Consider the following 20,657-nt stretch of genomic DNA (forward strand, 5'->3'; position numbering starts at 1 on the left):
TGCGCTGGTCGTCCGCCCCAGGCCGACGGCACGCCACGTTCGACGTGCGTACCAGTCTAGGAGGACGACGCGGGCCGACCCCGCTCCGAGGGAGGCGTACGGCGTGGAGTCCGACTTCTAGAATCGCGGGATGGTGACTCGCAGGGCAGCGGCAACCTGGACCGCCTTCGGGATGATCGCCATCGTCTCCTCGGTGCTGGTGCTGCGCCGGCCCAGCTGGGAACGCCTGTCCGACCTGCACATCTACTACGGGGCGATCCGCCATCTCCAGACCGGCGAGCCGCTGTACGACTTCGTCGCGGAGAACGGCGGCCCGTTCACCTATCCCCCCTTCGCGGCCCTGGTGCTCTTCCCGATCGGCGCCGTACCGGAGTGGGTCGTGCAGTTGACCTGGCTGGCCCTGACCTGCGCGGCGATCGCCGCCATCGCCGTGGCGGTGGGCCGGGCGGTCACCGTGGCCGAGCATCGGCGACCGGTCGCCGTCGCCGCGATCGCCTGCGCGCTGATGCTCTCCGCACCGGCCCAGAGCAACCTGCGGTTCGGACAGGTCAGCGTCTTCATCGTGCTGCTGGCGCTGGTCGACGGCATGGGGCTGACCCCGGCCCGCTACCGGGGCGTGCTGATCGGGATCGCGGCCGCGATCAAGCTGACCCCGCTGCTGTTCGTGCTCTTCTTCCTGGTCTCCCGGAGATACCGGGACGCCGGACGGGCCGTCGCGGCGTTCGTCGCCTGTGCCGTGCTCGCCGCGGTCGTGCTGCCCACGGACAGTTGGACGTTCTGGACCGGGACCTTCCTGAACACCTCCCGGGTCGGCGATCTCGCCTCGCTGGGGAACCAGTCACTGCACGGCATGCTGCTGCGGATCGGGCTGGCCGGCGAGACGTTCCCGCTGCTCTGGGCCGCGCTGGTCCTGGTCGTCTGCGGTACGGCACTGCTGCGGGCCCGGCAACTGCAACTGTCCGGGCAGCCCACCCACGCGGCCGTACTGGTCGGCTGCGCCACCGTGGCGGCCTCACCGGTCTCCTGGACCCACCACCAGATCTGGCCGGTGCTGGCCGCGATGCTCCTGATCGGCGCGTACGGGGTGGCCCGGCGGGTGGCCGGAGTCGTACTGCTCGGCGTGCTGGTGCTGTCCCTCGGGGTGCTGCTCAGCCAGGTCTCGATGACCCCGGGACTCCAGTTCCTGTTCGAGAACTCCCGGGCGGTGGCGGCGGCAACGGTCTGCCTGGCCGGATTCGGCGGGATCACGGTCGCGGTGGTCGCCGCCGGCCGGCGTACCTCGAACGTCCGGGGTTGGCTGCGGGTCGGCACCGCCGCCGTGGTGACGGTGGCGTTCTTCGCGGTGCAGCCGCTGCCGGCCGGGGCCGATCCGACCTTCAAGGCGTACCGCCTGACCGACGTCGACAATCCGAGGTACTTCTTCGTCTGTCACGGCGAGGCCGACTGCGCCGAGTACGCGGCCGGTACGTCGATCACCTTCGGCGTCACCGCCGAGAAGACCAAGGTCCGGGTCAACGGGGTCGTCGACGCCACCGTCAGCCGGCTGGAGTACCGGTCCGCGCCCGGTGGAGCCGCCCGGGCCATCCCACTGTTGCCGGTCTATCCCGGACAGTGGCACTTCTCGTTCCGGTCGGCGAACCTCTCGCACGGCCGCCTGACCGCGTTCGGCGTCGACGGTACGCCGATCGCCGAGTACTCCGCCGAGCTGCGCCCGGGGTGAGCCGCCGGCCGGTACGCCGGATTCGGGCCTACGCTGGATCGACCGGGCCGCTGGCTGACGGGTGGGACCGATGTGGTTGCTGACGATCGCCACGCTCGGCGGTGGACTCGCCGGTGCGGGACTGATGGCCCTGCGTACCCGCCGGACGAGTGCCGCGCGCAGCGCCGAGTTGGCCCAACTGGAGGAACTGGTCCAGCGACGGGCCGACCAGGTGACCTCGCTCAGCCACGAGCTGCGTACCCCGCTGAGCATGATCAGGGGCGCGGTCGAACTGCTCCGTGAGGGTACGCCGGGCCCGCTGACCCCGGCGCAGGAGCGGTTCCTCCAGGTGCTCGACCACCAGTCCACCCAGGTCATCGGGCTCTGCGAGAGCCTGCTGATCCAGGCGAAGATCGAGGCCGGGCTGTTCGTACCCCGACTGGAGCGGGTCGACGTGTCGGTGGTCGCCCGGGACGTGGTCACCGCGATGCGGTCGCTCTGCGCACAGCGCCAGCAGCGGATCAGCCTGGACACCCCGCAGGTGATGCCGAGGATCCCGGCCGATCCGATGCTGCTGGCCCAGGCGTTCACCAACCTGCTCTCCAACGCCAGCCGGTTCACCACCACCGGCGGCAGCATCGACGTCCGGGTGACCCCGATCGACACCGGTGTCGCGGTGTACGTCACCGACGACGGCGCGGGGATGACGCGGGAGGAGCGGCACCGGCTGTTCCACCGGTTCGCCACCGGTCGTCCGCTGGCCGACGGGACCGGCCTCGGCCTGGTCATCACCAAGACCATCGTGGAACTGCACGGAGGCGAGATTATGGTGCACACCGCATCGCGGCACGGGACGACCTTCCTGCTCACCCTGCCGGCCGGCACGCCGACCGGGAGCCCGTCGTGACCGGCCCGGCGGGACAGTGGGCGGACCAGGGCGGCGGCCCGACCGCGCTGGTCGTTGACGACGAGCCACAGATGACGATCATCATCGAGTTCGCGTTGCAGACGCAGGGCTTCACGGTGCTCACCGCGCAGGACGGCGCGACGGCGCTGCACCTGCTGCGGTCCCGCCCGGTCGACCTGGTGGTGCTGGACGTCCTGATGCCGGCGATGGACGGGCTGACCCTGTGCCAGCGGATTCGGGCCCGGTCCGAGGTGCCGATCATGCTGCTCACCGCGCTGACCCAGCCCGACGACGTGATCAGCGGACTGGAGCACGGCGCCGACGACTACGTGACCAAGCCGTTCCATCCGCGCGAGGTGGCGCTCCGGGCCCAGGCGCTGGTCCGCCGTCGCCGAGTTCCCGGCTCCACGATCCGGGTCGGGCAACTGGTGATCGACCTGACCAGTCAGAGCGCCGTACTGGCCGACCGGCAGCTCAACCTGCCGTACACCGAATTCAAGCTGCTGGCCCATCTCGCCGCCCGGCGCGGCGTGCCGCAGTCCTGGCAGGACCTGCTCCGGGAGGTGTGGGGGACGACCGACCTGATCGGCGGCCGGGACGTGGTCAAGTCCACCGTCTACCGGCTCCGGTCCCGGCTGGCGGGCCTGCCCGGCGGCGCCGGATACCTTCGCACGCTGCGCGGCGTCGGCTACCTGATGCCGGACGTCGCACCCGAGGCGGCCGACCGGTCCGGATAGCCGGCGGTCCCGGACAGCCAAGGTAACGGCGGTGTCACCAGGGGTCACGCCGACGTTACCGCCGCCCCCGTCGACCGCCCATAGCCTGAGGCGCAACACACGGCCAACCTTGGAGGTCGGAACCTCATGACGGGTCAGTTGCGACGAGGCATGGAACGGACAGTGGCGTTGACGGCGGCCATGGTCGTACTGGCCGGCGCCGGCTGCGCCCGGGAACCCGGCGGCGGCACCCCGGACGCCGAGGACGGCGGAATCGTCCACGTCGTCTGCGGCGCGACCGAGGAATGGTGCGCGGCGACCACCGCGCGGTTCAGCGGCACGACCGGGCTCAGGGCCGACTTCGTCCGGCTCTCCAGCGGGGAGGCGCTGGCCCGGCTCAAGGCCGGCAGGGGCAGCGTCGAGTTCGACGTCTGGTACGGCGGCCCGGCCGACGGCTTCGCCGCCGCTGGCGCCGAGGACCTGCTGACCGCGTACGTCTCGCCGAACGCCGGAGCCATTCCGGCCAGGTACAAGGACCCGGGGGGAATCTGGACCGGGGTCTACGTCGGAGCCCTCGGCTTCTGTAGCAATCCGGAACTCCTGACCGAGCTGGGCCTCGGGGTGCCGGACTCCTGGGCGGACCTGCTCGACCCGAAACTGGCCAAGGACATCGGCATCGCCCACCCGTCCACCTCCGGTACCGCCTACACGGCGCTCTGGACCCAGGTGGTGCTCGCCGGGGGTAGCACCGACCGGGCCCTGGAGTACATGCGCAAGCTGCATCCGAACGTGTTGCAGTACACGAAGTCCGGTGCCGCGCCGGCCCAGATGACCGCCCGGGGCGAGGTGGCGGTCGGGATCATCTTCTCGCACGACTGCGTCGCGGCGAAGGAGGCGGGCTTCCCCGATCTGACGGTCTCGTTCCCCGCCGAGGGCACCGGCTACGAGACCGGCGGCGTCGCACTGGTGAACGGGGCGAAGAACCCGGTGAGCGCCCGGAGGTTCGTCGACTGGGCGCTGACCGTCGAGGCGCAGGAGATCGGTCCGACCGTGAAGTCGTACCAGTTCCCGACCAATCCCGACGCGAAGGTCTCGGACAAGGTCGTGGACCTGAGCGCCATCCCGCTCGTCGAGTACGACGCGGTCGAGGCCGGCGCCGCGAAGACCGCCCTGAACCGGCGGTTCGACGGCGAAGTGGCCCAGGCGCCGAAGTCATGAGCGTCCTGACCCGGATCCGCTCCAGGGGCGGGGAGCCGGCGGCCGGCGCAGCGGTGTCGGGGCCGCCCCGCCGACGCCGGCTCGACCTCGGCATCCGGTTGCTGCTCCTCGCCTGCGTACTGCTGGTGGTCGTCGGCAGCGTGATCCCGCTCGTCGCGGTCCTGACCGCCGCCTTCGCCCCGGACGCGCTACCGCGCTACGCCGAGTTCATCACCTCCCCGGTCGACCTGATGATCCTGCGCAACACACTGGTGCTGGGCGTCCTGGTCGGGCTGGCCGGCACGGCGCTGGGCTTCCTGTTCGCCTTCGTGCAGACCCGGCTCGCCGTACCGGGCAAGCGGATCCTGCACGTGATCGCGCTGGTGCCGATCGTCAGCCCGCCCTTCGCGGTGGCCACCGCCACCGTCGTGCTCTACGGCCGCCGGGGCGTGATCAGCAACGGGGTCTTCGGCCTGGAGTACGACATCTACGGCCTGGACGGCCTGGTGTTCGTCCTGTCGCTCTCGCTGTTCCCGGTGGCCTACCTCGGGCTGCTCGGCATGCTGCGCGGGCTGGATCCGGCGCTGGAGGAGGCGGCGACGAACCTCGGTGCCAGCCGCTGGCGGACGCTGCGCACCGTCATCCTGCCGCTGCTGGCACCCGGCCTGGTCGGCCCGTTCCTGCTGCTGTTCGTGGAGGCGATCGCCGACCTGGCCAACCCGCTGGTGGTGGGCGGGGACCACACGGTGCTGGCCAGTCGCGCCTATCTCGCCGTGACCGGGGAGTACGACGTCACCAGCGCCGCCGTCTACTGCGTGATCCTCCTCGTCCCGTCCCTGCTGCTCTACTTCGGCCAGCGCTACTGGCTCGGCCGCAGGGTCCGGACCACCATCACGGGGCGGCCGTCCGGCAGCGTGCACCTGGTCGACAACTGGGTACGGTGGCCGATCTACGGCCTCGCGCTGCTGGTGGCGGCCCTGATCGTCAGCATCTACGGGACCGTGGTGGCGGGTTCGGTGACCCGGGTCTTCGGGGTCGACAACACGCTGACCCTGGACTACCTGGAAGAGGTGCTCGCCGGGGTCGGTCGGGAGGCGGTGCTGGACACCATCGTCTTCGCGGCCGTCGCGACCCCGATCGCGGCGATCTTCGGACTGGTCATCTCCTGGCTGGTGGTCCGGCATCTGCGCCGGTCGGCCGCCCTGCTGGACTTCGCCGGCACCCTCGGGGTGGCGGTACCCGGCACGGTGCTCGGGATCGGCTTCGTCCTGGCGTACCGGCCGGAGCGGTATCTCGGCCCGATCGAGGTGTTCCCGAGCCTGGTCGGTGGCAGTGCCATCGCCGGTGGCGCCGCCGCGATCGTCGTCGCGTACGTCATCCGCAGTCTGCCGGCCGGCCAGCGTACCGCCGTCGCGGCGCTGACCCAGATCCATCCGCAGATCGAGCAGGCGTCGACGGATCTGGGTGCCGGTCCGCTGTACACCTTCCGCCGGGTCACCCTTCCACTGATCCGGCCGGCGTTCCTGACCGGGCTGAGTTACAGCTTCGCCCGGAGCATGACGTCGATCTCGACCATCGTCCTGCTGGTCACCCCGGAAACGAAGATCATCACCTCGCAGGTGCTCAGCGCCGCCAGCACCGGCCGGTACGGGGTGGCGTTCGCGTACTGCACGGTGCTCACCGCCATCGTGCTGGCCGGCTTCGCGCTTCTCCGCCTCGTCGTCGGCGCGGGCGCCAACCTGCACCGGGTCGCCTCCACCGGTCCGCAAACCCCGAAATCCCGGGACACCGAAAGGCCGAAACGATGACCACCGTCGTACCCGACCAGGCCGTCGCCCCCGCCGCCGAGGCCGGCGCCGGCAGCCTGCGCCTGGAGGCGCTCACCAAGACCTTCGCCAGCCGCACCGGCACGGTGACGGCGGTCGACGCGGTCAGCCTCGACGTCGCCCCGGGGGAGTTCATCACCCTGCTGGGACCGTCGGGCTGCGGCAAGACCACCACCCTGCGGATGGTCGCCGGCTTCGAGGACGCCACCGCCGGCCACATCCGGCTGGACGGCAGGGTCATCGACCTGGTGCCGCCACAGCGCCGCTCGATGGCGATGGTGTTCCAGAGCTACGCGCTCTTTCCGCACCTCACCGTCGGCGAGAACATCGCGTACGGCCTGCGGCTGCGGCGGCGCGGCCGCAGCGAGATCGCCAACAGCATGCGGATGGCGCTGACCAGCATGAACCTGGTCGGCCTGGAGGACCGCAGCCCGCACGAGCTCTCCGGTGGCCAACAGCAGCGGGTCGCCCTCGCCCGGGCCCTCGTGGTGCAGCCGAAGGTGCTGCTCTTCGACGAGCCACTGTCCAATCTGGATGCCAAGCTGCGGGGGTCGATGCGTGCCGAGATCCGCCGGATCCAGCGGATGTTCGGGATCACCAGCATCTACGTCACGCACGACCAGGACGAGGCGATGAGCATGTCGGACCGGATCGTGGTGATGAACCGGGGGCGGGTCGAGCAGGTCGCCACCCCGGGCGAGATCTACCTGCGGCCGGCGAGCGTCTTCGTCGCGGACTTCATCGGCCGGGCGAACTTCATCGAGGTGGTGCCGGAGACCGTCGCCGACGGCCGCGCCACGGTGCACGCGCTCGGCCAGCGGCTGGAGACCGCGGCCCATCCGACCGTACCGGCCGACAACGGTGGCGCGTACCTGATGACCCGGCCGGAGACGATGAAACTGACTCCGGTCACCGACGGGGGCGGCGGGATCGGGGTGGTGCTGCGGTCGACGTTCCACGGCCCCACCATCGACTACGACGTCGAGACGACCAGCGGTACGATCACCGTCACCGAGCCGGGCCGGGATCCCCGCCAGGCGCTCGACGAGGGCACCAACGTCCACGTGCTGATCGACCCCGACCGGGCCTATCTGCTCGCCCAGGACTGAGGATCGCCCAGGACTGGGGACCGCCCAGGACCGGGACCGCGCCCCGCTGGCGGCCCGCCCAGCACCGACGGCTCGCGCAGCACTGACGGAGGAATCGCAGCATGGGTATCGGCACGGGGCTGACCCTGACGACGGTCAATCTGAGCGCACCGGACCCGGTCCTGCTCGCCCGTTTCTACCAACGGCTCCTCGGCTGGGAGATCACCGAGGAGGAGTCGGACTGGGTGCTGATGCGGAACCCGGCCGGCGGCGTGGGGCTGGCCTTCCAGAGCGAGGCGACGTACACCCGACCGGCCTGGCCGGCCGGGCCCGGTGACCAGCAGATGATGGCGCACCTGGAGATCCGGGTCGACGATCTGGCCAGCGCCGCCGCGCACGCCGTGGCCTGCGGCGCCACCCGGGCCGACCACCAGCCACAGGAGGACGTCCTCGTCCACCTCGATCCGGCCGGCCACCCGTTCTGCCTCTACCTGGACTGACGGGGCATCCGCTCCGCGGTCAGCCGCGCAGGTACGCCAGCACGGCGAGCACCCGACGGTGGTGCTCGGTGCTGGGCGGCAGGTCCAGCTTGGCCAGGATGTTGTTGACGTGCTTGGCGACGGCGGCGTCCGATACGGCGAGCCGCCGCGCGATGGCGTTGTTCGAGCCCCCCTCGGCGATCAGGGCCAGCACCTCCCGCTCCCGGGAGGTGAGCCGCTCCAGTGGGGCCCGCATCCGGCGCTGGGCCAGCAACTTGCGTACCACCTCGGGGTCGATGACCGTGCCGCCGCCGGCCACCCGGTCGAGGGCCGCGACGAACTCGGCGACGTCGCCGACCCGGTCCTTGAGCAGGTAGCCGACGCCCCGACCGGCCTCGACCAGCTCGGCGGCGTAGCGGTGCTCGACGTACTGGGAGAGCACCAGCACCGGAAGTCCGGGATGCCGGCGCCGGAGTTCGAGCGCGGCCCGGAGTCCCTCGTCGCGGAAGTTCGGCGGCATCCGGATGTCGGTGACCACGACGTCCGGCAGTTCCCGGGCCACCTCGGCGAGCAGGCCGGGCGCGTCACCCACGGTGCGTACCTGGTGTCCGAAGTGGTCGAGGATGTGGGTGAGGCCCTCACGGATCAGGGCGGCGTCCTCGGCGATCACGATCCGCACGGCAACTCCACCCGCAACACGGTAGGGCCGCCGGCCGGGCTGGTCACGGTGATCCGGCCGCCCAGCACCGAGGCCCGGTCGGCCAGACCGACCAGCCCGGTTCCGGCGGTCGGGTCCGCGCCACCGCGTCCGTCGTCCGAGACCTCCACGACCAGCCGGCGGCGGTCGGCCCGGATCCCGACCCGGGCGTGCCGGGCGTCGCTGTGCCGGGCGACGTTGGTGAGCGCCTCGCCGACGATGAACCAGGCGGCCGCCTCGACCGGCTCGGATGGGCGTCCCGGCAGGTCGATGTCGACGTCGACCGGGACCGGGCTGCGCTCGGCGAGTTCCGCCACCGCCGCGGCCAGCCCGTGGTCGGTGAGCACCTGCGGATGGATGCCGTACACCAGCTCGCGTAGCTCGGACAGCGCGGTGCCGGCCTGCTCGTACGCCTTGTCCACCAGGGTGCTGACCGGAGTGGAGACCCCGTCGAGGTGCAGCCGGGCCATGCCGAGGGTCATCAGGAGTCCGCTCAGCCGCTGCTGTGCGCCGTCGTGCAGGTCCCGCTCGATCCGGCGCCGCTGCGCGTCCATGGCGTCCAGGATCCGGGCCCGGGACCGGGTGAGTTCGGTCAGTTCGGCGTCGAGTCGTCGGTCCGGCGGCGACAGCAGCGACCGGGTGAGCGCGACCCGGCCGACCGCGTACCCGGTGACGAGGTAGCCGACGACGGGCAGGAGCAGCAGCCCGACGGCGGTGGCGGCGAACGCCTCCGGTAGTTCGGCGGCGGCGAAGCCGAGGACCGGGTCCGGCTGGTACTCGGGAAACAGGACGACGAGGGCGGGAAAGCAGACCAGGAACAGCACACACGGGACCAGCAGCGCGACCGCCGCGTCGAGCCAGGCGAGCCCGAGCGAGAAGACCAGCGCGTACGCCAACTCCCGCCAGGTCACCGGCTCGCGGAACCGGGTGCCCAACCAGCCCCACAGGCCGGGACGGACTTCTCGGGTGTGCGGCGACCGGACCCCGGTCGGGTCGACCAGCCGGACCCGCCAGCGCTCCACGGCCGCCAGCGGAATGCCGGTCAGCAGCGCCAGCAGGCCGACGGCGGGCACCGCGAGCAGCACCAGCACCCCGGTCATCCAGAGCAGCGCTGGAATCCAGCCGGACAGCAGGTAGCCGGTCGCCCGCCACGGCCACGCCGAGGCGCTGAACCGGACCGGATGCCCGGCGAGCGCCCGCGCCGCCGTTTCCGGCGTACGGGCTGGAGTCGGGTCCATGGTGGTCCACCGTACGGCCGGCGACGCGGTCCGACCGGCCGCACCGCGGGAAGGTAACGCTGGCACTACCCCGGCCGGTAACCCCGGTACCAGTGACCCCGGCCGATCCCGACGCGATCCTGAGCCGGTGACGGAGAAACAGGCGGCCGTGGTCCGGCTGCGGCAGGTACGCAAGGTCTACGGCACCGGCCCGGCGGCGGTGACCGCGCTGGACGGGGTGACGATCGACTTCCCGGCCGGCAGCTTCACCGCCGTGATGGGCCCGTCCGGATCGGGGAAGTCCACGCTGTTGCAGATGGCGGCCGGGCTGGACCATCCGACGGCCGGCGAGGTGTCGATCGGTGGGGTGCGGCTGGCCGAGCTGAGCGAGACCCGGCTCACCCGGTTCCGCCGGGACCGGCTCGGGTTCGTCTTCCAGTCCTTCAACCTGCTGCCCTTCCTCGACGCGGAACTCAACGTGGCGCTGCCGCTGCTGCTGGCCGGCCGGCGTCCGGGCCGGGCGGCCGTAACGGCGGCGCTGGCGGCCGTCGGGCTCGCCGACCGGCTACGGCACCGACCGGCCGAGCTCTCCGGCGGGCAGCAGCAGCGGGTGGCGCTGGCCAGGGCACTGGTGACCGGGCCGGACGTGCTCTTCGCCGACGAGCCGACCGGGGCGCTCGACTCGGCCACCGGCCGGCAGGTGCTGGCCCTGCTCCGGAAGGCGGCCGACGAACATGGTCAGACGATCGTCCTGGTCACCCACGACCCGGTCGCCGCCGGGTACGCGGACCGGGTGGTCTTCCTCCGCGACGGGCGGGTGGTCGGTGACCTCGTCGACCCGACCCCGGTGGCGGTGGCCGACCGGATGACGGCGCTGGAGGCCGGACCGGGAGGCGTCGGCGAGGCCGGACCGATGCGCGCAGGGGAGGCGGAGTCCCGATGATCAGGATCGCTCGGTACACCCTGGCCGCCCGCTGGCCCAGTTTCGTCGGCTCGTTCGTGGCACTCGCCCTCGGGGTCGCGCTGTTCGCCGCCGCCGGCCTCGCCCTGCTGTCCGCACTGGAGCAGCAGGGCGGTACGCCGCAGTGGTACCGCAGCCCGGACGTGGTGGTCGCCGGGCCGTCGATCGCCGGCACCGGTCCCGACCACCGGCGCAGGCCCAGCGGGCAGACCCTGCTGCCGCCCGGTGAACGCGGCCAGGTGCCGGGCACCGTTCCGGACCGGCTGGGCAGGCTTCCCGGGGTCGAACGGCTGGTGACCGACCGGGCCGGAGTCGCCCGTTCGGGTGCCGCCACCGAGGGCCATCCGTGGACGGCGGCGGCCCTGCACCCGTACGCCTTCGTGGCGGGTGGTCCGCCGGTCGCCGCCGATCAGGTGGTCGTTCCCGATCCGGCCCTTCAGCGCCCCGGCGACCGGATCACCGTCGACACCGTGGCCGGACCGCGCCGGTTCACCGTCAGCGGGGTGCTGCGTACCGCCGCACCGCCCGCGCTGTACGTCACCGAGGAGGTCGCCACCGAGTTGGCGTACGGGCGGATCGCCGCCGTGGCCCTGTTCGCCACGCCGGGCACCGATCCCGAGGCACTGGCCCGGGACGTCCGGGCGGCGCTGGCCGATCAGCCGCAGCTACGGGTGCTCACCGGTGCCGACCGTGCTGGCGCCGAGCCCGATCCGGAAGCCGGGTTGCTGGTCGCGACCGCCTCCCTGCTCGGCTCCATGGCCGGCCTGGCGGGCTTCGTCGCGGCGTACGTCGTGGCCGGTACCTTCGCGTTCACCGTGACCCAGCGGCGGCGGGAGTTCGCGCTGCTCCGGGCCGCCGGTGCCACCGGTCGTCAGGTACGCCGGCTGGTGCTCGGCGAGGCGGTCGGCACCGGGATGGCGGCGGGGCTGGCCGGCTGTGGACTCGGGATCCTGCTCGCCCCGCCGCTCGCCGGCTGGCTGGCCCGGGTCGGGTTGGCGCCGGACGGGTTCACCGTCCGAACCGGTCCGCTGCCGCTGCTGGTGGCGTTCGGCGCCGGGCTGCTGGTGGCGGTCGCCGGGGCGTGGCTGCCGTCCCGGCGGGCCGGCGTGATCCGGCCGGTCGAGGCGCTGCGTACGTCCACGGTGGACGTTCCGGTTCCGGGCTGGACCCGTCGGATCGCCGGACTGGCCTGCCTGCTCGGCGCCGGTGCGATGGCGCCGCTGCTGCGTACCTCGGAGGGCGCGGCCTACCTCCTGGTCGTGGCGATGCTGCTGATCCTCGGTGGCACCCTGCTGGCCCCGGTGCTCGTTCCGCCGCTGGTCCGGCTGCTCAGCCTCGGCGCCCATGGCCCGGTCGGGGTCCTCGCCCGGCAGGGCGCCCTGACGGCAGCCCGCCGTACGGCGGCGACCGCAGCCCCGGTGCTGGTCACGGTGGGCCTGGCCGGTGCGGCCCTGGCCGGCACCGAAACGCTGTCGGCGGCCCAGGCCCGGTCGGTCCGGGATCACGTCGCCGCCCCGCTGGTCGTGCTGCCGCAGCCCGGCTCCGTGCTCTCCGGGCAGGTTGTCGGCGTCGCCCGCGCCGTACCCGGGGTGGCCGCCGCGATGCCGGTGAAGCAGACGCTCGGTTACGACCGGCAGGGCGACCGGGTTCGGCAGCGCGGAGCCTGGTACCTCGACGGGGCGGGGGCCGGGCAGGCACTCCGGCTTCCGGTGACGGCCGGGACGCTCACCGATCTGACCGGCGACACGGTGGCGGTGTCCGACTCGATGGCCGGTGAGCACGGCTGGCGGCTCGGCGACGCGGCGATGGTGTGGCTCGGCGACGGTGCGCCGGTCCGGTTGCGGATCGTGGCGATTCTCGACGATCGGCTGGGCCTGCCCGCGATGCTGCTGCCCTGGTCGATCGCGACCGCCCACTCGGGTATGCCGGTGCCGGACGCGGTGTATCTCGCGCCGCGCGCCGGAGCCGATCCGGCGGCTGTCCGGCGGGCCGTCACGGATGCCGTGGGCCCGCTCGGCGGAACGTCGGCCGGCACCGACGACTATCTGTCCACACTGGATGCCGAGTTCGACCGGCTGGGCCGGCTCGCACTGCTCGCCATCGTCGGCCTCGCCCTGGTCTACACCGCGCTGTCGATCGCCAACACCCACTACATGGCGACCGCCGGACGGGTGCGGGAACTCGGTGCGCTCCGGCTCGTCGGGGCCACCGTCGGGCAGGTGCTGCGGACGGTGGCCCGGGAGGCGGCGCTGGCCAGCGGGATCGGTGTAGTGCTCGGGCTCGGGGTGCTGGGGGCCAGCCTGACCATCGTCAGCGTCGCGCTGCGGCCGGTCGTTGCCGCCGTACCGGTGGTGGTGCCGTGGTCGGCGGTGCTCCTGCTCGCCGGAGGATGTGTGCTGGTGGCGCTCTGCGCCGGCGTCGCACCGCTGCTGCCGGCCCTGCGCAGGCCGCCAGGCCGCTGAGCGGGCGGGGGAGTACCGGCAGTCGGGGCGTCAGGGAGTCGGCGGCGCGGGATGGGGCAGCGGGTGGGCGCCCTCCGGGCGTAGACCGTCGAAGATGATGGCGAGGTATCGCCGCCACAGGTCGGGTGAGGCGTCCGGTACGTAGCTGGCGACGTAGTTCGGGGCGCACATCAGCAGGATGATGTCCGCGCCGGTGACGTCGGCCCGTACGGCGCCGTGCTTTCGAGCCCGGTCGACCAGCCCGTGCACGGTCTGGGACATCTCCTCGCGGGCCCTGGTGACCTCCGTGGGCAACTCGCCGGACTCGTGCAGGAACGACAGGTCGCGTTGCTGTCGCTGATGGGCGGCGACGGTGAGGAATTCCAGCAGCGCGGCGCCGGGGTCCGTCGCCTCGAGGAGTTCTGCGCCGACCGCGTTGAGTGCGTCGATCCGGTCGAGGACGATCGCGGCGATCAGGTCGTTCTTCGTGGCGAAATGGCGGAACACGGTGCCCTTGCCGACGCCGGCCCGGCGGGCGATGTCGGCGACCGAGGCGTCCAGACCCCGCTCCGCGAACTCGTCCGCAGCGGCGGCGAGCAGCAGCCGCCGGTTGCGGACGGCGTCGGCACGGAGGGGGCGGGTCGAGGTCACACCGGGATCCTAACAAGTTGACCGCCCGGTCCGTTTATTGCTAGCGTCGCCGCAGAACATGACCGCCCGGTCCGTTTCTGGAGGAATGGCATGAAGGCAGTTGTCGCGACCCACTACGGACCACCCGAGGAGTACACGGTGGCCGAGCTGCCGACGCCCCGGCCCGGCCCGGGACAGATCCAGGTCCGGATCGCCGCCGCGTCCATCAACCCGGCCGACGTCCGGCTGCCCAGCGGCGACTTCCGCGACACCGTGCCGCTGGCGTTCCCGCACGTACCCGGCAACGATTTCGTCGGCACGGTCAGCGAGGTCGGTGCCGGCGTGGCGGACTATCAGCCGGGCGACGAGATCTTCGGTCAGGCCGTGCCCCGGGCACTGCGGGCGATGGCCGGCGCGACCAGGCCTTCGCTGAGCACCGGCTCGCTGGCCGAATACGCGGTCTTCGAGGCCGACACCCCGTTCCTGGCGCACCGGCCCGCCGGCCTCGACATCGAACAGGCGGCGGCCCTGCCCACCGTCGGCCTCACCGCACGAGCGCTGATGGCCACCGCCAGGGTGCGGCCCGGGGAAACCGTCCTGGTCGTCGGCGCGACCGGGGGCGTCGGCACCGCCGTGGTGCCACTGCTCGCCGCCGCGAAGGCACGGGTGATCGCCACAGCGACCGACGCCGACGCCGACATCCTGCGAACTCTCGGCGCCGACGACATCATCGGATATCCGGCCTCCGGCTATCCCGCCGAAGTCGACGTCGCGGTCAACCTGACACTGCCGAGCGACCAACTCGGCGCGGTCGCCCGTGCGATCCGCCCAGGCGGACGTCTTTTCACGATCACCTACCCGGTACCGCAGCAGGAGTGGCTCGGCCGGGACGACGTACGTCTGCACTTCGTCCTGGACATGGACGGCAGCCTCGGCGGGATGCGTGAGGTCGGAGAGCTGGCGATCAGCGGTGGACTGCCGGCGACGATCGGCCGCCGTTACCGGCTCGACGAGGGCGTTCAGGCATGCGTCGACTTCGTCCGCCGGCACACCACCGGCAAGCTGGTCGTCACGATGTGAGGCGGCCCCTCGTCGGCGATGCCCCGGGTCAGTCGGCGAGCCGGGCCGGGAAGCCGCCGGTGGCGAGCGGACCCCAACTGTCGATGGTGACCCGGATCAGCGACTTGCCCTGCTGGCGCATGGCCTCGCGGTACTCGTCCCAGTCCGGGTGCTCGCCGGAGATGCAGCGGAAGTACTCCACCAGCGGCTCCAGCGCCTCCGGCAGGTCGAGCACCTCGGCGGTGCCGTCGACCTGCACCCACGGTCCGTTCCAGTCGTCGGAGAGGACACAGACCGAGACCCGGGGATCGCGGCGGATGTTGACCGCCTTCGCCCGCTCCGGATAGGTCGAGACGACGATCCGGCCGGAGGCGTCCACACCACAGGCGACCGGCGAGGACTGGGGTCGACCGTCGGGCCGGGTGGTGATCAGGAGGGCACGGTGTCGCGGGCGGAGGAACTCGACCAGGTCCGGCCGTTCCACGCGGGTGTTCGTCGCGATGCTGCGGGGCATCCGTCGTTTCTACCAGGTACCACCGGACCGGCCGGCCGGAGGCGGGTCTGGGTCCGCCTGCCGGCCGGCCGGAGTTCCTCCGGTCACCGGGCCGCTCACTCGTAGACGGCTACCCCGGTCTCCCTGCCCCGAATCCAGTCCCAGTCCAGGGTCACCCCGAGACCGGGCCCGTCCGGTACGGTCACGCACCCCTGCGGGTCGATCGATTCGAGATCGTCGGTGTACCCGTCGGCGTACACCCGGTAGTGCCGGCTCTTCGGGTCGAGCCCGGGCGCCACCAGGCCCAGTTCGTAGTAGTTGGTGTTCCGGATCGCCGCCATGGCGTGCCGGTGGGCCGGACCGGAGGCGTGGATCTCGCAGTCCAGCCCGAAGCCCTCGGCGGCGTGCGCGATCTTCATGACCCCGGTGATCCCGCCGTCGTAGTCCGGGTCGGCCCGGACGAAGTCGGTGCCCTCGGCAACGATCTGGTCGACGTGCGCCTCCAGGCCCCGGACGTGCTCGCCGAGCAGCAGCGGCGTACGGATCAACTGCCGCAGCTTCCGGTGCGCGAAGGCGGAGACGCCACCGTCGGAGTACGGGTCCTCGTACCAGAGGTAGTTCGCCTCGTCGCAGGCCCGGCCGACCTTCAGCGCCGCCGCGAAGGTCGGGTAGTGACAGGCCGGGTCCAGCATCAGGTCCATCTCCGGGCCGACCGCCGCGCGGGTGGCGAGCACGGTCGCCACCTCGCGGGCGATGTTCCCGTCGGTCCAGCCGTGGATCTTGAACGCCGGATAGCCCAGTTCCCGGCAGCGCACGGCGAAGTCCGCGAACGCCTGCGGACTGTCCAGCCCACCGCCCGAGTCGCCGAAGTACGTCGAGGCGTACGCCGGCAGCTTCCGGCGGTACGTGCCGAGCAGCGCGTGGACCGGTGCGCCGAGGCTCTTGCCGGCGAGGTCCCACAGCGCGATGTCGATCGGGCTGATCCCGAACCGGTCGTGCTTGCGCAGCGCCCGCTTCAGGTCGTTCCAGATCAGTTCCCGGTCCAGCGCGTTCTTGCCGATCAGGTACCGGCCCACCATCGCGATCTGGGTGGTGGAGACGCCCCTGCCCCCCTGCGACCAGGCGTACTCGCCGGTGACCCCGCCGTCGGTCTCGATCGTGACGACGTAGCCCATGTTCCGGGCCTGGGCGCCCTTGGCGTAGACCGGGTTGAAGCCGAGCGCGTCGCGCCCGAGGTCGGGCATCGTCCACGGCACCTCACGCGTGACCACCCGACGGATCCGCAGGTCGTCGCCCATCACCACTCCTCGCCTCGCGCGTCGGTCGAACACCTCGACCGTTTCTCCCCGCTCACCAGCTCAGCGCCACGTACTTGGCCTCGGTGTATTCCAGCAGGCCGTCCCGGGCACCCTCGCGGCCCAGCCCGCTCTGCTTCACGCCGCCGAACGGCGCCGCCGGATCGGAGACCAGGCCACGGTTGATCGCCACCATCCCGCTCTCCAGCCGGTCCGCGATCGCCAGGCCGCGCGCCAGGTCCCGGGTGTAGACGTACGCCGCGAGCCCGTGTTCGGTGTCGTTGGCGGCGGCCACCACCTCGTCGTCGGTGGTGAACGGGATCACCCCGGCGACCGGCCCGAAGACCTCCTCGCGGGCGAGCCGGGCCTGCGCGGCGACCCCGTCGAGCACGGTCGGCGGGTAGAAGTACCCGGGACCGTCGAGCGGTCTGCCGCCGAGCACCACCCGGGCACCTCCGGCGACCGCCTCGGTCACCAACCGGTCGACCTTGTCGACGCTGCGCTGGTCGATCAGGGGACCGCAGAGCGTCTCCGGCGCGGTGCCGGGGCCGACCGGAAGCGCGGCCATCCGGGCGGCGAGCCCGGCGACGAACTTCTCCCGCAGGCCGTCCTGGACGTAGATCCGGTTCGCCGCCGTACAGGCCTGGCCGCCGTTGCGCATCTTGGCGATCATCACGCCGTCCAGGGCGTCGTCGAGGTCCGCGTCGTCGAAGACGATGAACGGGGCGTTGCCGCCCAGCTCCATCGAGCACTTCAGCACCTGGTCCGCCGCCTCGCGCAGCAGCAGCCGGCCCACCGGGGTGGAGCCGGTGAAGGAGAGCGCCCGGACCCGGGGATCGTGCAGCATCGCCGAGACCACCGGTCCGGGATCGCCGGTGGTGACGACGTTGACCACCCCGGCCGGTACGCCCGCCTCGTGCAGGATCTCCGCGACCGCGTACGCGGTGAGCGGGGTCTCCGCCGCCGGCTTGAGTACCACCGCACAGCCGGCCGCCAGCGCCGGGGCGATCTTGCGGGTCGCCATCGCCGCCGGGAAGTTCCACGGTGTCACCAGCACCGCCACCCCGATCGGCTGGTACTGGACCAGGATCCGGTTCGCCCCGCTGGGCGCGACGCTGACGTCACCGATGACCCGTACCGCCTCCTCGGCGTACCAGCGGAAGAACTCGGCGGCGTACCGGACCTCGCCGTGCGCGTCCGGCAGCGCCTTGCCGTTCTCCAGCGAGATCAGCGCGGCAAGTTCGTCCTCGCGTTCGATCATCAGCTCGTAGCAGCGCCGAAGGATCTCGGCCCGCTCCCGGGGCGCCCGTGCGGACCAGCCCGGCCGGGCGGAGGCGGCGGCCGCGACCGCCGCCAGGGCGTCCTGCGGATCCGCGTCCGCCACCGAGGCGAACGGCTGGCCGGTCGACGGGTCCACCACGTCGAGGCGCCGGCCGCCGCTCGCGGGCCGCCACCCGCCGTCGACGAACAGGTCGGTACGAAGTGTGGTCGGGTCGATCATCGGTTGGTTCACCTGTCTCCGGTCGCTGGCTGGGGTGTGCCGGGCAGCAGCCCGGTCAGGTCTCCGGCGAAGGCCGCCCCGACGATCCGGCGCAGCTGCGTGGCGTCCAGCGGCCGGGGATTGTTGTCGACCAGCCGGGCCGCCGTCATGCCCTGCTCGGCGGCCCAGTCGAGCCGGTCCGCGCCGAGCCCCAGTTCGGCCAGGTCGCGCGGGATCCCAACGGCGCCGAGCAACTCCGCCACCCGGTGCACGGCGGCACGGGCCCGGTCGAACTCGCCCGTATCCGGCCCGGCCGGATCCGGCCCGGCCGGTACGCCAAGTGCCGCCGCGACCTCGGCGAACTCCGAGACCCGGGCCGGCAGGTTGTAGGCCATCACGTACGGCAGCAGCGCACCCACCCCGGCGCCGTGCGGGGTGTGCGTCGCCGCGCCGATCGGATACTGCAGGGCGTGCGCGGCGGCGGTGCCGGCGGTGCCGAGCGCCAGCCCGCCGTAGAGCGCGGCGAGGTGCAACTCGTGCCGGGCGGTCCGGTCGGTCCCGTCCCGGTCGGCGGCGACCAGGCTCCGACCGATCAGCTCCATCCCGGCCAGCGCGTAGCTGTCGGTCAGCAGCGACTTGCCGACGAATACCCGCTCGGTGCCGAGCAGCGGAGTGGGCTCCCGCCGGACGGCGGTGAACGCCTCGACGCAGTGCGTCAGCGCGTCCGCGGCGGCGTGCGCGGTCAACGGTCGGGGACAGCTGTACGTCAGCTCGGGATCCACCAGCGCGGTGTGCGGGATCAGGTACGGGCTGGAGATCCCGACTTTCATCTCCCGATCCGGATCGGCGAGTACGGCTACCGGGGTGACCTCGGATCCGGTGCCCGCCGTCGTCGGTACGGCCACCACCGGCAGGGCCGGCCCGGGAACCTTGAACTCGCCGTAGTAGTCCCGGGGATGTCCACCGTGCACCAACAGCAGCGAGACGACCTTGGCGTGGTCGATGCAGCTGCCGCCGCCGATCCCGACCACCACGTCGACGGTCTTTCCGGCCAGCCCGTTGACGCAGTCCACGATCGTGCCGGTGGGCAGCTCCGCCGCGACCGCGGCGAAGACCTCGACGCGCACGCCCGACGCCCGCAGGTCGGCGACCATCTCCCGGAACTCCGGCTGCTCCGCCATCCGGCCGTCGGTGCAGACCAGGGCGTTGCCGCCGAGCGAGGCGACGATCCGACCCAGCCCGTGCCGCTGACCCGGCCCGAAGACGATCTGTCGTGCCCCCCGGAGCAGCCCGTACGGTCCGGCTGCGCTCCTCTGGCCGTTCTTTTCGCTCATCGGCGCTCGCTCTCCGCTCTTTCCGGGATGGTTCCGTGGCTGTCCGCCGGTGTTGCCGCGCTCTCCTGGACGGCGGGGTACGTCCGCGCGGAGTCGTGCAGGGTCTCCAGGTGCCGCCACACCTCGTCGGCGACCTCGATGCCCCGCTGCGCAGCGAGCCCGCTGCGCAGCCGGGACCGGTCGCCCGGGACCTGCACCGGGGCGTCACCGGTCGGCTCGGTGTCCCGGACCGCCTGTAGATACGCCCCGATCGACTCCACCACGGTCGAGGGTGGCCGGTCGAAGACGATGAACAGGTCGCCCTTGGAACTGGGCTGGTCGGAGTCGAGGGTGCCGCGTACCGCCGTACCGGTCGCCGAGGCGGTGAGCGTCGCGACCAGCACCTCCAGGGTGAGCGCCAGCGCGTACCCCTTGGCCTCGCCGAACGGTGCGATCGAGCCGGCGGTCGCGGCCCGGGCGTCGGTGGTCGGTTCGCCCGCCGCGTCCAGTGCCCAGCCCGGCGGCAGCGGCAGGCCCCGGTTCGCGTAGTCGTGGATCTTGCCCATCGACACCAGCCCGGTGGCCATGTCGAGGACCAGTGGATGCGGCTGGGCCGGTACCCCGATCGCGATCGGGTTCGTTCCGATCATCGCCCGCCGGCCGCCCCACGGATGCACCAGCGCCTCACTGGTGCAGGTGGCGATCGCGACCTGACCGGCCAGGGCGACCTGCTCGACGTACCAGCTCAGCATGCCGAGGTGGTTGTTGTGCCGGATCACCGCCGCCGCCACCCCGGTGCTCCGGGCCCGTTCCCGGACCGCGTCCAGCGCGGACATCGCCACCACCGGTCCGAGACCCTGCTCCCCGTCCACCCGCAGCAGCGCGGTGCCGTTCCAGTCGTGCCGGCCGGTCGCCAACGGATCGGCGACGCCGGTCCGGAGCCGCTCGACGATCCGGCGCAGCCGGAACACCCCGTGCGACGGATGTCCGCGCAGTTCGGCGGCGATCAGCAGGTCGGACTGGAGTCGCGCGGCCCGGTCGGGCACGTCGTGCGCGTGGAGGATTTCGCGGACCATCCGGCGGAGCCGGGTGACCTCGACGAGAGCCATGACGTTGCTCCGAATCGTTCGTGGTTCGCAGACCTGCCCCGGCGCCGGCG

General features: G+C 72.4%; 18 protein-coding genes. 10 read left to right on the forward strand and 8 right to left on the reverse strand.

Annotated elements, in window-relative coordinates; translation table 11 throughout:
* Window positions 1–130 precede the first annotated feature (130 nt).
* The 7 genes from H4W31_RS20495 to H4W31_RS20525 all read left to right on the forward strand — a co-directional run bounded on the left by H4W31_RS20495 (window position 131) and on the right by H4W31_RS20525 (window position 7,933).
* Window positions 131–1,720: a glycosyltransferase 87 family protein gene (locus tag H4W31_RS20495; protein ID WP_192768137.1), complete on the forward strand. Its 1,590-nt coding sequence runs from the start codon at window positions 131–133 to the stop codon at window positions 1,718–1,720.
* 70 nt (window positions 1,721–1,790) lie between these two features.
* Window positions 1,791–2,606, forward strand: coding sequence for a sensor histidine kinase (locus H4W31_RS20500; protein ID WP_192768138.1), 816 nt, complete (start codon window positions 1,791–1,793; stop codon window positions 2,604–2,606).
* A complete protein-coding gene (locus H4W31_RS20505; protein ID WP_318783297.1) occupies window positions 2,603–3,343 on the forward strand; it encodes a response regulator transcription factor in 741 nt (246 codons plus the stop codon). The genes H4W31_RS20500 and H4W31_RS20505 overlap by 4 nt, the downstream gene beginning before the upstream one ends.
* A 150-nt stretch (window positions 3,344–3,493) precedes the next feature.
* Window positions 3,494–4,540, forward strand: coding sequence for an ABC transporter substrate-binding protein (locus H4W31_RS20510; protein WP_192768139.1), 1,047 nt, complete (start codon window positions 3,494–3,496; stop codon window positions 4,538–4,540).
* Entirely contained in the window at window positions 4,537–6,327 is a 1,791-nt protein-coding gene (locus tag H4W31_RS20515) for an ABC transporter permease (RefSeq protein ID WP_192768140.1), read from the forward strand. Before H4W31_RS20510 ends, H4W31_RS20515 begins: the two co-directional genes overlap by 4 nt.
* A complete protein-coding gene (locus H4W31_RS20520; protein WP_192768141.1) occupies window positions 6,324–7,454 on the forward strand; it encodes an ABC transporter ATP-binding protein in 1,131 nt (376 codons plus the stop codon). The genes H4W31_RS20515 and H4W31_RS20520 overlap by 4 nt, the downstream gene beginning before the upstream one ends.
* Window positions 7,455–7,555: 101 nt before the next feature.
* A complete protein-coding gene (locus H4W31_RS20525; protein WP_192768142.1) occupies window positions 7,556–7,933 on the forward strand; it encodes a VOC family protein in 378 nt (125 codons plus the stop codon).
* A 19-nt stretch (window positions 7,934–7,952) separates the two neighbouring features.
* Here the strand turns inward: H4W31_RS20525 and H4W31_RS20530 are convergent, their stop codons facing one another.
* Entirely contained in the window at window positions 7,953–8,591 is a 639-nt protein-coding gene (locus tag H4W31_RS20530; protein WP_192768143.1) for a response regulator, read from the reverse strand.
* Window positions 8,579–9,847, reverse strand: a complete 1,269-nt coding sequence (locus H4W31_RS20535; protein WP_192768144.1) for a sensor histidine kinase — start codon at window positions 9,845–9,847, stop codon at window positions 8,579–8,581. The genes H4W31_RS20530 and H4W31_RS20535 overlap by 13 nt, the downstream gene beginning before the upstream one ends.
* 127 nt (window positions 9,848–9,974) lie before the next feature.
* Between H4W31_RS20535 and H4W31_RS20540 the strand changes: the two genes are divergently transcribed.
* Both H4W31_RS20540 and H4W31_RS43770 read left to right on the forward strand, forming a co-directional pair.
* Window positions 9,975–10,769 (forward strand): ABC transporter ATP-binding protein, encoded by a 795-nt coding sequence (locus H4W31_RS20540; protein ID WP_318783298.1) that lies wholly within the window; start codon window positions 9,975–9,977, stop codon window positions 10,767–10,769.
* Entirely contained in the window at window positions 10,766–13,249 is a 2,484-nt protein-coding gene (locus H4W31_RS43770) for an ABC transporter permease (protein ID WP_192768146.1), read from the forward strand. Before H4W31_RS20540 ends, H4W31_RS43770 begins: the two co-directional genes overlap by 4 nt.
* A gap of 30 nt (window positions 13,250–13,279) precedes the next feature.
* On the opposite strand, the gene H4W31_RS20550 is transcribed toward H4W31_RS43770, so the two are convergent.
* Window positions 13,280–13,879 carry a TetR/AcrR family transcriptional regulator gene (locus H4W31_RS20550; protein WP_192768147.1) on the reverse strand — a complete coding sequence of 200 codons (600 nt, stop codon included), beginning with the start codon at window positions 13,877–13,879 and terminating at the stop codon, window positions 13,280–13,282.
* Between the two features lie 90 nt (window positions 13,880–13,969).
* Between H4W31_RS20550 and H4W31_RS20555 the strand changes: the two genes are divergently transcribed.
* Window positions 13,970–14,938 (forward strand): NADP-dependent oxidoreductase, encoded by a 969-nt coding sequence (locus H4W31_RS20555; protein WP_192768148.1) that lies wholly within the window; start codon window positions 13,970–13,972, stop codon window positions 14,936–14,938.
* 28 nt (window positions 14,939–14,966) lie between these two features.
* On the opposite strand, the gene H4W31_RS20560 is transcribed toward H4W31_RS20555, so the two are convergent.
* The 5 genes from H4W31_RS20560 to H4W31_RS20580 all read right to left on the reverse strand — a co-directional run bounded on the left by H4W31_RS20560 (window position 14,967) and on the right by H4W31_RS20580 (window position 20,607).
* Window positions 14,967–15,431: a PPOX class F420-dependent oxidoreductase gene (locus tag H4W31_RS20560; RefSeq protein ID WP_192768149.1), complete on the reverse strand. Its 465-nt coding sequence runs from the start codon at window positions 15,429–15,431 to the stop codon at window positions 14,967–14,969.
* Window positions 15,432–15,526: 95 nt separating this feature from the next.
* Complete coding sequence (locus H4W31_RS20565; RefSeq protein ID WP_192768150.1) at window positions 15,527–16,708, reverse strand: enolase C-terminal domain-like protein; 1,182 nt, start codon at window positions 16,706–16,708, stop codon at window positions 15,527–15,529.
* Between the two features lie 52 nt (window positions 16,709–16,760).
* Window positions 16,761–18,206, reverse strand: a complete 1,446-nt coding sequence (locus H4W31_RS20570) for an NAD-dependent succinate-semialdehyde dehydrogenase (protein WP_192768151.1) — start codon at window positions 18,204–18,206, stop codon at window positions 16,761–16,763.
* Between the two features lie 8 nt (window positions 18,207–18,214).
* Window positions 18,215–19,519 (reverse strand): iron-containing alcohol dehydrogenase, encoded by a 1,305-nt coding sequence (locus H4W31_RS20575; RefSeq protein WP_192768152.1) that lies wholly within the window; start codon window positions 19,517–19,519, stop codon window positions 18,215–18,217.
* Window positions 19,516–20,607, reverse strand: coding sequence for an Ldh family oxidoreductase (locus H4W31_RS20580; protein ID WP_192768153.1), 1,092 nt, complete (start codon window positions 20,605–20,607; stop codon window positions 19,516–19,518). The genes H4W31_RS20575 and H4W31_RS20580 overlap by 4 nt, the downstream gene beginning before the upstream one ends.
* Window positions 20,608–20,657: the final 50 nt, after the last annotated feature.

Origin of the sequence: Plantactinospora soyae (assembly GCF_014874095.1) — a bacterium.
Lineage (GTDB): Bacteria > Actinomycetota > Actinomycetes > Mycobacteriales > Micromonosporaceae > Plantactinospora > Plantactinospora soyae.